Origin of the sequence: Nocardioides kribbensis, assembly GCF_015070375.1 — a bacterium.
Lineage (GTDB): Bacteria > Actinomycetota > Actinomycetes > Propionibacteriales > Nocardioidaceae > Nocardioides > Nocardioides kribbensis.
Genome location: NZ_JADCLL010000001.1, coordinates 2,501 through 14,941 on the forward strand (window position 1 = coordinate 2,501; position 12,441 = coordinate 14,941).

Consider the following 12,441-nt stretch of genomic DNA (forward strand, 5'->3'; position numbering starts at 1 on the left):
GGCGCCGTAGAGGGTGATAGCCCCGTAAGTGTAAGTGTGCGACTCTGATGCGTTTTCCCAAGTAACACGGAACCCCTGAAATTCCGTGTGAATCTGGCGGGACCACCCGTTAAGCCTAAATACTCCTTGATGACCGATAGCGGACAAGTACCGTGAGGGAAAGGTGAAAAGTACCCCTGGCGGGGAGTGAAATAGTACCTGAAACCGTGTGCCTACAATCCGTCGGAGCTTTTGTCCACCTTGTGTGGCGGGGTGACGGCGTGCCTTTTGAAGAATGAGCCTGCGAGTTTGCGTTGTGTTGCGAGGTTAACCCGTGTGGGGAAGCCGTAGCGAAAGCGAGTCCGAATAGGGCTACTTAGTAGCACGATCAAGACCCGAAGCGAAGTGATCTATCCATGGGCAGGTTGAAGCGCGGGTAAGACCGCGTGGAGGACCGAACCCACTTAGGTTGAAAACTGAGGGGATGACCTGTGGATAGGGGTGAAAGGCCAATCAAACTTCGTGATAGCTGGTTCTCCCCGAAATGCATTTAGGTGCAGCGTTGTGTGTTTCTTGCCGGAGGTAGAGCACTGGATAGCCGATGGGCCCGACCAGGTTACTGACGTTAGCCAAACTCCGAATGCCGGTAAGTGAGAGCGCAGCAGTGAGACTGCGGGGGATAAGCTCCGTAGTCGAGAGGGAAACAGCCCAGACCATCAGCTAAGGCCCCTAAGCGGTGACTAAGTGGAAAAGGATGTGGAGTCGCAGTGACAACCAGGAGGTTGGCTTGGAAGCAGCCACCCTTGAAAGAGTGCGTAATAGCTCACTGGTCAAGTGATTCCGCGCCGACAATGTAGCGGGGCTCAAGTCATCCGCCGAAGCTATGGCATTCACATATATAGCTAAGCCGCCTTCGAGGTTGGTTCAGGTGTGTGGATGGGTAGGGGAGCGTCGTGTCGCGAGTGAAGCTCCGGAGTGATCCAGGGGTGGATGCGACACGAGTGAGAATGCAGGCATGAGTAGCGAATCACGTGTGAGAAACACGTGCGCCGAATGATCAAGGGTTCCAGGGTCAAGCTAATCTGCCCTGGGTAAGTCGGGACCTAAGGCGAGGCCGACAGGCGTAGTCGATGGACAACGGGTTGATATTCCCGTACCGGCAAAGTAGCGCCCATGACGAACCTAGTGATGCTAACCATCTGAAACTCACGTGACCGGACCCTTCGGGGCGAGGCGTGTGAGCGTAGCGTGGGACCCGAACTGGTAGTAGTCAAGCGATGGGGTGACGCAGGAAGGTAGTCCAACCGTACCGATGGTTGTGTACGGCTAAGGATGTAGGGCGAACGATAGGCAAATCCGTCGTTCTGACTTTGATGTCGAGCTTGAGATCTGATGGGGAGCCGAATGGTGAAGTGGATGATCCTATGCTGTCGAGAAAAACCTCTAGCGAGCTATGCGCCGCCCGTACCCCAAACCGACTCAGGTGATCAGGTAGAGAATACTAAGGCGATCGAGCGAACCATGGTTAAGGAACTCGGCAAAATGCCCCCGTAACTTCGGGAGAAGGGGGGCCGGATGCGTGAACCCACGTGCTGGGGGAGCGTTGATGGCCGCAGAGACCAGGCCCAAGCGACTGTTTACTAAAAACACAGGTCCGTGCGAAGTTGTAAGACGATGTATACGGACTGACTCCTGCCCGGTGCTGGAAGGTTAAGGGGACCGGTTAGAGCGTAAGCTCGAAGCTGAGAACTTAAGCCCCAGTAAACGGCGGTGGTAACTATAACCATCCTAAGGTAGCGAAATTCCTTGTCGGGTAAGTTCCGACCTGCACGAATGGAGTAACGACTTGGGCGCTGTCTCAACCGTGGACTCGGCGAAATTGCACTACGAGTAAAGATGCTCGTTACGCGCGGCAGGACGGAAAGACCCCGGGACCTTTACTATAGTTTGGTATTGGTGTTTGGTTCGGCTTGTGTAGGATAGGTGGGAGACTGTGAAGTCCACACGCCAGTGTGGGTGGAGTCATCGTTGAAATACCACTCTGGTCGTACTAGATGTCTAACCTAGGACCATTATCTGGTTCAGGGACAGTGCCTGATGGGTAGTTTAACTGGGGCGGTTGCCTCCTAAAATGTAACGGAGGCGCTCAAAGGTTCCCTCAGCCTGGTTGGCAATCAGGTGTTGAGTGTAAGTGCACAAGGGAGCTTGACTGTGAGACAGACATGTCGAGCAGGGACGAAAGTCGGAACTAGTGATCCGGCGCCAGCAGGTGGAAGCGGCGTCGCTCAACGGATAAAAGGTACCCCGGGGATAACAGGCTGATCTTCCCCAAGAGTCCATATCGACGGGATGGTTTGGCACCTCGATGTCGGCTCGTCGCATCCTGGGGCTGGAGTAGGTCCCAAGGGTTGGGCTGTTCGCCCATTAAAGCGGCACGCGAGCTGGGTTTAGAACGTCGTGAGACAGTTCGGTCCCTATCCGCCGCGCGCGCAGGAAACTTGAGAAAGGCTGTCCCTAGTACGAGAGGACCGGGATGGACGAACCTCTGGTGTGCCAGTTGTCCCGCCAGGGGCACGGCTGGTTAGCTACGTTCGGGAGTGATAACCGCTGAATGCATCTAAGCGGGAAGCACGTTTCAAGATGAGGTTTCCCACCACGTATGTGGGTAAGGCCCCCAGCAGAACACTGGGTTGATAGGCCGGAGGTGTACAGCAGTGATGCCTAGCCGACCGGTACTAATAGGCCGAGGGCTTGTCTTACACTCATTCAACAAGACCTACAAAGAGGTCTAGTTGCCTGTATCTGCAGCGTATGTTCGCGTCCACGAACCAGTCACACAACACGTCACATGCATATGTGAATAATGGCTTGGATCCACACCCGCTTTTTGTGGTGGTGTGGGTTCGCAAGAGTTACGGCGGCCATAGCGAAAGGGAAACACCCGGTCCCATCCCGAACCCGGAAGTTAAGCCTTTCAGCGCCGATGGTACTGCAACCGAGAGGTTGTGGGAGAGTAGGACGCCGCCGGACAATTCTTAGTGCTTGTGGGGTCACCTGTTACCGGGTGGCCCCACAAGCCATTTCAAGACCTCACAGTCGTTGCGCCGCACCGCCGGCACGGCCCACTGAGCGTCCCCAGGCGCGACAGGACGCTCGTCCGTCCACACCTGCGTGGCACGGCGCGGTGCGCGTGCCTCGAACGCGCCACAGTGGTGCTGGAGGTGATGCGTGATGGCACGCACGAAGGAAGCGGTCCCTGCTGGGGACGACGTGGCGCCGGTCAACGAGGTCCGTCTCGTGGGCCGTGTGTCGGGCGAGGCGGTGGTCCGCGAGCTCCCGAGTGGCGATCCCGTCTGCTCGGTGCGCCTGGTGGTGGACCGTGCGGGCAGCGTGACGGGCTCGAGGCAGAGGGTCGACACGTTCGACTGCAGCGCCTGGTCGGCGCGGACGCGCCGGACGGTGTCGCGCTGGTCGCCGGGCGACGTCGTGGAGGTCCGCGGCGCTGTGCGCCGCCGGTTCTTCCGTCAGGGGGCGGCCGCCTCGTCGCGGGTGGAGATCGAGGTCGCCGAGGCCCGACTCATCCGTCGAGCAGCGAGTGCATGAGCACCCCGGGGCTCGGCTTGGGCTGGAAGGACGTGGCCTTCTCGGGGAGCAGCCGGTCGTCGGCGGCGACAGCGACCACGTGGTCCACGTCGGGCGCGGGCAGGAGCACGGCCACGGCCTTGCCGGGCCGAGCGGCCGCCGCCGCCTTCTCGGCCGTGTGGTGGTAGTCCACGGAGCGCGGACTGCGAGGCAGCGACGGCAGGACGGCCTCGTGCAGGAGCTCGACCGCCGAGCGGCCGGAGCCGGTCGGGAGGGTCAGGGCGCTCCAGTGCTCCCCGTCGGTGGCCACGAGGTGGTCGGGGCCGAGGTGGTCGAGGGCGGCGGAGCGGCGTACGCGCTCGCCGGTGCCACCGATGCTGGTGACCGCGCGGGTCAGCTCAGGCAGGGAGACGCCCTGGACGACACGGTGGATGGCACCGAGGTGGAGTGGGGTGTCGGTCTGGTCGACGAGCATGACGAGGCCGTGGTCGGCGGCGCCGCCGGGGTCGCGCGCCTGGAGGCGGAGGTAGGCGGCGTAGCGGTGGTGCCCGTCGGCGATGAGGACGCGACTGGGAGCGACCTCGCCCTGGACCGCCGCGATCTCGTCGGGGTCGGTCACGGCCCACAGCCGGTGCTCCTGCCCGATGCGGTCCCGGAAGGCGTGGGTGGGGCGCCGGGCCACCTGGCCCCGCGTCAAGGATCGCAGGGTCTCGGAGGCGCGGTGGACCAGGAGGATGGGGGCCGGGTGGAGGCGGATCTCGGCCAGCTTGTCGGCGAGGTCGTCGGCCTGGGCGGGGCGCACGCCCTCGTGGGGCAGCACGGCGCGCTCGGCGGGGAGGACGGCGCGACGCGAGAGGTCGAGCACGCCCACGACGCCGCGGACGGTGAGGCCGGCGGCGGTGTACTCGTGGACGTAGAGCGCAGGCACCCGGTCGCGCGCGACCTGTCCGTGCTCCTCCCAGCGCGCCAGCCGGTCCAGCACCTTGCGCTGGGACCGGCCGAAGGTGCGCGCGGTCGCGGGATCGCCCACCCGCAGGGGCGCCATTCGCAGGGCCCGGAAGGGCCCCAGGTGGAGCGGTCCGGCGACGTACGGCGGGGTGACCGTGCCGGAGCGCTCCATCTGCGCATCGTAGGGGGCGGGCCCGCCGAACCAGGGACCACCGGGCAGGCTGGGCCCACCGGCCCGCGTGGGGCCGGTGACGACCGCCGGCCGGCGCCGGCCACGACCGAGGGGTGCACCATGCTGCGTGGGACCGACCGAGCTCTCTGCGACCAGCACGACCTGGCCATGCTCGATCTCGACGGCGTGGTCTACATCGGTGGGGAGGCGGTGCCCGGCGCGGCCGAGGCGATCGCGGCCGCCCGCGAGCGGGACCAGCGCATCGCCTTCATCACCAACAACGCCTCACGGACACCCGAGACCGTAGCCGCGCACCTGACCGAGCTCGGTGTGGACGCCGCGCGCGAGGACGTGGTCACGTCGGCCCAGGCCGCCGCGCGGGTGCTCGTGGACCGGCTGGGCGCGGGAGCGCGGGTCGCGGCCCTGGGAGCCGACGGGCTGCTGGAGGCGCTGCGCGAGGAGGGCCTGGAGCCCGTCGGCATCGAGGACGAGGCCGACGCGCTCGCCACGGGCTACGGCCCCGACGTGCTCTGGCGCGACATCATGCGGGCCGCGGTGCGGGTGCGCGACGGTTTGTGGTGGGTGGCCAGCAACACCGACATGAGCATCCCGACGGCCTACGGCACGGCGCCCGGGCACGGGGTGCTGGTCGAGACGCTCAGCCGGTTCGCCGGGGTCGACCCGGTGGTCGCGGGCAAGCCCGCCCGCCCGCTGCTCGACGAGACCGTCCGCCGGGTGGGGGGCGCCACGCCGCTGATGGTGGGGGACCGGCTCGACACCGACATCGAGGGCGCGGTCGGCGTCGACATGCCCGCACTGCTCGTGATGACCGGTGTGACCGGCCTCCCCGAGCTCGTGGCGGCACGGCCCCGGGAGCGACCGACGTACCTCGCGGCGGACCTCTCCGGGCTGCTGCAGGCCCATCCGGAGCCCACCCGGAACGACGCGACGGTGGAGTGCGGCGGGTGGACGGCGGAGGTCGACGGCGCAGCCGAGCTGGTGGTGGAGGGCGACGGATCGGCGGACGACTGGTGGCGCGTGGTCGCCACCGCCGCGTGGGAACACCTCGACGCGGGCGGACGACCCGTGGGCGTCGACCGGCTGCGGGCCCCGGGCACGGAGCGGCGGTAGCCTCGCGCCATGAGCCACACCCCCGGGGCCGGCGCCCCCCTGAGCGAGGAGCACGCCCCGACCGGGGTGGCCGAGGTCGACGAGGTCGTCGAGGCCGTCACCCGGCTCGACGGGCGACCCGTCGCCGAGCACGTCGCGGTGTTCGAGGACGCCCACGACCGCCTGCGCCGAGCACTGGACGACGTGGACGGGCTGCTCGGCCCGGACCCGGCCGCGGACGCGGACGGCGCCCCGCGCGACGTGCCGGTCACGGTGGAGCGACCGGGGCCCGGGGTGCCGTCGCCGGGTCGGACAGGTGCGCCCGGTCCGCGGCCCGGCGCGACCGGCGTACCCCGTCCGGGGCCGGGATCCTCGTCCCGCTCCGACGGCGGGGCGTGACGCCGTGCCCCCTCGTCGACTGCGCCTCGACGCGGAGCTCGTGCGTCGCGGCCACGCCCGCTCGCGCGAGCACGCCAGCGAGCTCATCGCCGCCGGTCGTGTGAAGGTCTCGGGCGCGCTCGCCCGCAAACCGGCCACCGGCGTCACCACAGACGTGGCCATCGTGGTCGCGGAGGCCTCCGACGACCGACCGGACTACGTCTCGCGCGGCGGCCACAAGCTGGCGGGCGCCCTGGACGACCTCGCGCCGCTCGGCCTCGACGTGGCGGGCCGGCGCTGCCTGGACGCGGGGGCCTCCACCGGGGGCTTCACCGACGTGCTGCTGCGCCGCGGCGCGGCCCAGGTGCTCGCCGTCGACGTCGGCTACGGCCAGCTCGCCTGGCCCCTGCGCCAGGACGAGAGGGTCGTCGTGCACGACCGCACCAACATCCGCGAGCTCGACCTGCCGCTGGTCGGGGACCCGGTGGACGTCGTGGTGGGCGACCTGTCGTTCATCTCCCTCGAGCTGGTGCTCGACGCGCTGCTGCGGGTGACCCGGCCCGACGGCGACCTGGCCCTGATGGTCAAGCCGCAGTTTGAGGTGGGCAAGGAGCGGGTGGGCAAGGGCGGGGTCGTGCGCGACCCGGAGCTGCGCGCCGAGGCGGTGCAGTCGGTCGCCGCCGCGGCGGCCTCGCGCGGCTGGGGGGCCCGGGCCGTGACGACCAGCCAGCTGCCGGGACCCTCGGGCAACGTGGAGTTCTTCCTCTGGCTGCGCCACGGCCCGGCCACGGTCGACGAGGACGCGATCCACACCGTCGTCACCACCGCGGCGCCGCTGGGGGTGGCGGGTGAGAGGGTGGAGCCATGAGTGACTCCCCGAGCGCCGACCCGGCGGTGCGCCGTGTGCTCATGCTGACCCACACCGGGCGCGAGGAGGCCCGCGAGGTCGCCCTGGAGTTCTGCAAGGCCCTCACCAGCAACGGGATCGTCGTGCGCCTGCTCGCCGGCGAGGCCGACGACCTGGGCCTCACCGCCGACGAGCACCCGGGCCACCCGGGCCACCTCGAGATCACCGACCTGCACCGCGACCCCAGCGCCGGGTGCGAGCTGGCCCTCGTGATCGGGGGCGACGGCACGATCCTGCGGGCCGCCGAGATCACCCACGCCAGCCAGACCCCCGTGCTGGGGGTCAACCTGGGCCACGTGGGCTTCCTCGCCGAGGCCGAGCACGACGACGTCGAGTCGACGATCGCGGCCATCGTGGACCGGCGCTACTCCTCCGAGGACCGGATGACCCTCGACGTCGTGGTCTACGTCGACGGCGAGGTCGTCACCCGCACCTACGCCGTCAACGAGGCCAGCGTCGAGAAGGCCTCGCGCGAGCGGATGCTCGAGGTGGTCGCGGAGGTCGACGGGCGCCCGCTGTCGCGGTGGGGGTGCGACGGCGTCGTCTGCGCGACCCCGACCGGGTCCACGGCCTACAACTTCAGCGCCGGCGGACCGATCGTCTGGCCGGGCGTCGAGGCCCTGCTCATGGTGCCCATCAGCGCTCACGCCCTCTTCGCCCGCCCGATGGTCGTGGCCCCCACGTCGGTGCTGGCCGTCGAGGTGCTGGCGCGCACCGGCGTCTCGGGCGTGCTGTGGTGCGACGGGCGACGAGCCGTCGAGCTGCCGCCCGGCGCGCGGGTCGAGGTGCGGCGCGGCGAGCGGCCGATGCGCCTCGTGCGCCTGCACGAGGCGCCCTTCACCGACCGTCTCGTGGCCAAGTTCGGGCTGCCCGTCGAGGGCTGGCGCGGCGCCGCGGAGAGGCGACGCAAGGGAGACGACCGTGCTTGAGGAGATCCGGATCAGCTCCCTGGGCGTCATCGACTCCTCCACGCTCGAGCTCGGTCCCGGCCTGACCGTCATCACCGGTGAGACCGGAGCGGGCAAGACCATGATCGTCACCGCCCTGGGCCTGCTGCTGGGCGGGCGCAGCGACAGCGGCGCCGTGCGCACGGGTGCCCGCTCGGCCCGGGTCGAGGGGCTGGTGAGGGTCGACGGCCTGGGCGGCTTCGCGACATCGGTGGAGGACGCCGGTGGCGAGGTCGAGGACGGCCACGTCGTGCTGGCCCGCAACGTCTCGGCCGAGGGCCGCTCGCGGGCCTTCGTGGGCGGCGCCTCGGTGCCCGTCTCGACGCTGGCGTCGGTCAGCGAGCCCCTCGTCGCCGTGCACGGCCAGTCCGACCAGCACCGCCTGCTGCAGCCGAGGGCCCAGCGCGACGCGCTCGACCGCTTCGGCGGAGACGCCGTGGCCGGGGCCGCGGCGGCGTACACGGCGTGCTTCGAACGGCTGCGGGCCGTGGAGACGGAGCTCGTCGAGGTCGTCACCAGCGCTCGGGAGCGGGCGCGCGAGGCCGACCTGCTCCGCTTCGGGCTCGGGGAGGTCGAGGCCGTCTCGCCCGAGGTGGGCGAGGACGTCGCGCTGGCCGCCGAGGAGACCCGGCTGGGCTTCTCCGACACCCTGCGGACCGCCGCCGAGCAGGCCCGTGAGGCGCTCTCGAGCGAGGACGGTGCACCCGACGCGCTCGCGACGACCACGGCCGCCCGCTCGGCGCTGGAGTCGGTGCGCGCCCACGACCCGGAGGCCGCCGGACTGGCCGACCGGCTCGGTGAGATCTCCTACCTGCTCTCCGACCTGGCCGCCGACGTGGCCTCCTACGCCACCCGGGTCGAGGTCGACCCCGCGCGTCTGGCCGCGGTCTCCGAGAGACGTGCCGCGCTGACCGCGCTGACCCGCAAGTACGGCGAGACCATCGACGAGGTCCTCGCCTGGGCCGAGACGTCGTCGCGCCGGCTGCTGGACCTCGACGGCACCGACGAGCGCGTCGAGCAGCTGCGCCAGGAGCGCGAGGAGCTGCGCGAGGAGCTGGCCGACCTCGGACTGCGGCTCTCGCAGCTGCGCGGCGAGGCCGCCACGCGGCTGGCCGAGGCGGTCACCGGTGAGCTGGGCATGCTGGCCATGCCGCACGCCCGGGTCGTCGTGGAGGTCAGGCAGCACGCCGTGGAGGCCCCGGCCGAGACCGGTGACCCCGCCCGGGTCGGCACGCCGTTGCGGGTCGGGAAGCGCTGGCTGCGCTACGCCCCGTCGGGCCTCGACGAGGTCGACCTGCTGCTCGCGGCGAACACCGGCTCGGAGCCGCGCCCGCTGCACAAGGGTGCCTCGGGCGGCGAGCTCTCGCGGGTGATGCTCGCCCTCGAGGTCGCGCTGGCCGGCACCAGCCCCGTGCCGACGTTCGTCTTCGACGAGGTCGACGCAGGCGTCGGCGGCACGGCCGCCGTGGAGGTCGGGCGGCGCCTGGCCCGCCTGGCCCGTGACGCCCAGGTCCTCGTGGTGACCCACCTGCCGCAGGTCGCGGCGTACGCCGACCGCCATGTGGTCGTCAGCAAGTCCAACGACGGCACCGTCACCAGCTCGGGGCTCGCGGTGCTCGACGACACCCAGCGCGAGCGCGAGCTGTCGCGCATGATGGCCGGACTCACCGGCTCGGACACCGCGCTGGCGCACGCCCGCGAGCTCCTCGAGGTGGCCGGCCCGGCGCGCGCGCTGCCCGTCGGCTGAGACCCGACCCGGTCCCCAGGCCGTCGTCAGGTCGTCGTCAGGCCGTCGCCGGGTCGCCGCCGCGTCCTGCCCGGGACCGGTGACCGGGTCCTGGCCGGGGACGCGGCACGGGTCGGGACGGGCACGGGCGGGCCGACGCGCCCGGCGCGTCGAGGTGCCCGGGACGGTGCCGGGCGGATGTCAGCATGGGGCGGTCATGAGGCTCCCCGAAAGACTGCGTCCCGCCCCCGAGACCACCGGCCTCGTCGGCCCCCTGCGGCTCGAGGCCCGCACCAGCGACCTCCTGCCGCGGCTGCGGTCGGGAGACGTGGCCGTGCTCGACCACAGCGACCTCGACCGCGCCACGGCGCGACGCCTCGTGGGAGCGGGGGTGTCGGCGGTCGTGAACGTCTCGCCCTTCGTCTCGGGGCGCTTCCCCGCCCAGGGGCCGCTGGTGCTGGCCGAGGCCGGCATCGTGCTCGTCGACGGTCTCGGCGCCGCGGGTCGCTCGCGACTGCGCGACGGTGCGCGCGTGGTGGTCGAGGAGGGCGTGCTCCACCTCGACAGCGGGGAGCAGGTGCCCGGTCGCAGCGTCGACCTCGGCGTGCTGCGCGAGGACCTCGACGCCGCCCGCAGCGGGCTGGCGACCCAGCTCGAGACCATCAGCCACCACGGCACCGAGCTGCTGCGGCGCGAGGAGCCCCTCCTGCTGCACCGCGAGGGCCTCCCACGCCTGGCCACCGCGGTGCGGGGGCGCACCGTGGTCCTCGTGGCCGCCGGCGCCCGGCACCGCGAGCAGCTGGCGCAGCTGCGGCCGTTCCTGCGCGAGCAGGAGCCGGTGGTCGTGGCCGCCGCCGACCTCGCCGACGAGGTGGTCGCCGCCGGTCTGCACGTCGACGTCGTGGTGGTCGACCTGCGCCACGACCGGCCGACCCTGCCCTCGGCGCGCACGCTGCGCGCCGCCGGCGACGTGGTGCTGGTGGGCGACCTCGGCCGCAGCGACGTCGCCGACTCCCTCGACCGCCTCGGCATCCGGCCCTCGCGGCTGGCCACCTCCCTCGACGCCGCCGACGCCGCGCTGCTGACCGTCGACGCCCACGACCCGGCCCTCGTCGTCGGTGTCGGGCTGGCCGGTGGTCTCACCGACCTGCTCGACCGGACCCGCTCGAGTGCGGCCGGGAGCCACCTGGTGCGCCTCGCCCTGGGGGCGCGGCTCGTCGACGCCGACGCGGTGCCCCGGCTCTACTCGGGTCGCGTGCGTCCGGTCCACCTGCTGCTGGTGATGCTGGCCGGTCTGCTCGCCCTCGCCGCCGCCGTGGCCGTCACCCCCGTGGGCCAGACCTGGGCCGACCAGGGTGCCGACGCTCTCGGCGACCTCGGCCGCACCCTCTCCGACCTGTTGCAAGGACTTCTCCCGTGATCTCGTACCGCCACCACGTCGTCTCGCTCGTCGCCGTCTTCCTCGCCCTGGCCGTCGGGGTCGTGCTCGGCGGGGGTCCGCTCAGCGAGCTCGGCCGAGACCGGGACACCGCCACCGCCCGTCAGGCCTCGGCCGAGACAGGGCCGATCGCCCAGGCCGGCTACGGCGAGGCCTTCGCCGCCGCGACGGCGGCGCGGCTCTACGACGACGCGCTCGCCGAGCGTCCCGTGGCGCTGCTGGCGCTGCCGGGCGCCGACGAGGACACGCTCACCGCGCTCTCCGACCAGGTGCAGGTCGCCGGCGGCGAGGTCGCCGCGCGCTACGAGCTCCAGGCCCGGCTGACCGACCCGACGTCGAGCACCCTGGTGGACAGCCTCGGCACGCAGGTGCTCGAGCAGCTCGGTGACGCGCCGGCGGCCCGGGGCATCGACCCCGACGCGCCGGCGTACGTGAGGCTGGGACAGCTCACGGGGCTGGCCGTGGGCAGCTCGTCGGAGGCCGGTGGCGAGGTGACCGACGCCGGCCGCACCGTGCGCGACAGCCTCAGCGAGGCCGGCCTGGTGACCTCGCCGGAGCCCGACGCCGCCCTGGCGCCGCTGCTCGTCGTGGTGCTCGGCGACGACCAGCAGGTCGACCCCGACGTGCTCCAGGACCTGCTGAGCGGGCTCTCCGCGACGACGCAGGGCGTCGTGCTCGCCGGGCCGACGTCGTCGGGGGCCGACGGGGTGCTGGCGACGCTGCGCGAGGACGGCGGCGTCGAGGCCGTCCCGAGCGTGGACGGGGTCGAGACCGCGCCGGGACAGGTCACCACCCTGCTCGCCCTGCTCCGCGCGCCGTCGGGGGCCGGGGGCGACTTCGGGGTCGCCGGAGCCGACGGGGCCGTGCCGGTCGACTGATGCCCGGGGGCGGCGATCGTCCCCGTGACGTCGTTGTGCTGGACGCTGGACGGCTGGGTCGGGTGGTTTCGAGACGGTCGCTGGCGCTCCCTCCTCAACCACCGTGCTGGGGCGTGTCCGTCCGCTGTCGACGCCCGGGGTCGGGTGGTGTCGAGACGGTCGCTGGCGCTCCCTCCTCAACCACCGTGCTGGGGCGTGTCCGTCCGCTGTCGACGCCCGGGGTCGGGTGGTGTCGAGACGGTCGCTGGCGCTCCCTCCTCAACCACCGTGCTGGGGCGTGTCCGTCCGCTGTCGACGCCCGGGGTCGCGTGGTGTCGAGACGGTCGCTGGCGCTCCCTCCTCAACCGCCGTGCTGGGGCGTGTCCGTCCGCTGTCG

General features: G+C 70.8%; 9 protein-coding genes and 2 rRNA genes (1 of these 11 running past the window's edge). 10 read left to right on the top strand and 1 reads right to left on the bottom strand.

What is annotated here, in order from left to right:
• The 3 genes from IR170_RS00010 to IR170_RS00020 all read left to right on the top strand — a co-directional run.
• A 23S ribosomal RNA gene (locus IR170_RS00010) occupies window positions 1-2,738 on the top strand; it begins 395 nt to the left of the window's first position.
• Window positions 2,739-2,892: 154 nt separating this feature from the next.
• Window positions 2,893-3,009: ribosomal RNA gene (gene rrf, locus IR170_RS00015) — 5S ribosomal RNA — on the top strand.
• Between the two features lie 201 nt (window positions 3,010-3,210).
• Window positions 3,211-3,582 carry a single-stranded DNA-binding protein gene (locus tag IR170_RS00020; RefSeq protein WP_193660750.1) on the top strand — a complete coding sequence of 124 codons (372 nt, stop codon included), beginning with the start codon at window positions 3,211-3,213 and terminating at the stop codon, window positions 3,580-3,582.
• Here IR170_RS00020 and IR170_RS00025 read toward each other — a convergent pair.
• Window positions 3,557-4,681: a DUF1015 family protein gene (locus tag IR170_RS00025; RefSeq protein ID WP_193660751.1), complete on the bottom strand. Its 1,125-nt coding sequence runs from the start codon at window positions 4,679-4,681 to the stop codon at window positions 3,557-3,559. The genes IR170_RS00020 and IR170_RS00025 overlap by 26 nt on opposite strands.
• A gap of 120 nt (window positions 4,682-4,801) precedes the next feature.
• Between IR170_RS00025 and IR170_RS00030 the strand changes: the two genes are divergently transcribed.
• The 7 genes from IR170_RS00030 (at window position 4,802) to IR170_RS00060 (ending at window position 12,065) form a co-directional block, all read left to right on the top strand.
• A complete protein-coding gene (locus tag IR170_RS00030) occupies window positions 4,802-5,812 on the top strand; it encodes an HAD-IIA family hydrolase (protein ID WP_227488368.1) in 1,011 nt (336 codons plus the stop codon).
• A 9-nt stretch (window positions 5,813-5,821) separates the two neighbouring features.
• Entirely contained in the window at window positions 5,822-6,190 is a 369-nt protein-coding gene (locus tag IR170_RS00035) for a hypothetical protein (RefSeq protein ID WP_227488369.1), read from the top strand.
• Window positions 6,191-6,194: 4 nt separating this feature from the next.
• Window positions 6,195-7,037, top strand: a complete 843-nt coding sequence (locus IR170_RS00040; protein WP_193660752.1) for a TlyA family RNA methyltransferase — start codon at window positions 6,195-6,197, stop codon at window positions 7,035-7,037.
• The gene (locus IR170_RS00045; protein WP_056864525.1) at window positions 7,034-8,005 is read left to right on the top strand and encodes an NAD kinase; all 972 of its coding nucleotides are present in this window, start codon (window positions 7,034-7,036) and stop codon (window positions 8,003-8,005) included. Before IR170_RS00040 ends, IR170_RS00045 begins: the two co-directional genes overlap by 4 nt.
• Window positions 7,998-9,770, top strand: coding sequence for a DNA repair protein RecN (recN, locus tag IR170_RS00050; protein WP_193660753.1), 1,773 nt, complete (start codon window positions 7,998-8,000; stop codon window positions 9,768-9,770). The genes IR170_RS00045 and recN overlap by 8 nt, the downstream gene beginning before the upstream one ends.
• A 196-nt stretch (window positions 9,771-9,966) precedes the next feature.
• A complete protein-coding gene (gene steA / locus IR170_RS00055) occupies window positions 9,967-11,169 on the top strand; it encodes a putative cytokinetic ring protein SteA (protein ID WP_193660754.1) in 1,203 nt (400 codons plus the stop codon).
• Window positions 11,166-12,065, top strand: a complete 900-nt coding sequence (locus tag IR170_RS00060; protein ID WP_193660755.1) for a copper transporter — start codon at window positions 11,166-11,168, stop codon at window positions 12,063-12,065. The genes steA and IR170_RS00060 overlap by 4 nt, the downstream gene beginning before the upstream one ends.
• The last annotated feature ends 376 nt before the right edge of the window (window positions 12,066-12,441 follow it).

Excerpts from the sequence above, each read along its gene's own strand:
- IR170_RS00020 (WP_193660750.1), top strand. The coding sequence starts at position 3,211 with ATGGCACGCACGAAGGAAGCGGTCCCTGCTGGGGACGACGTGGCGCCG.
- IR170_RS00025 (WP_193660751.1), bottom strand. The coding sequence starts at position 4,681 with ATGGAGCGCTCCGGCACGGTCACCCCGCCGTACGTCGCCGGACCGCTC.
- IR170_RS00030 (WP_227488368.1), top strand. The coding sequence starts at position 4,802 with ATGCTGCGTGGGACCGACCGAGCTCTCTGCGACCAGCACGACCTGGCC.
- IR170_RS00035 (WP_227488369.1), top strand. The coding sequence starts at position 5,822 with ATGAGCCACACCCCCGGGGCCGGCGCCCCCCTGAGCGAGGAGCACGCC.
- IR170_RS00045 (WP_056864525.1), top strand. The coding sequence starts at position 7,034 with ATGAGTGACTCCCCGAGCGCCGACCCGGCGGTGCGCCGTGTGCTCATG.
- steA (WP_193660754.1), top strand. The coding sequence starts at position 9,967 with ATGAGGCTCCCCGAAAGACTGCGTCCCGCCCCCGAGACCACCGGCCTC.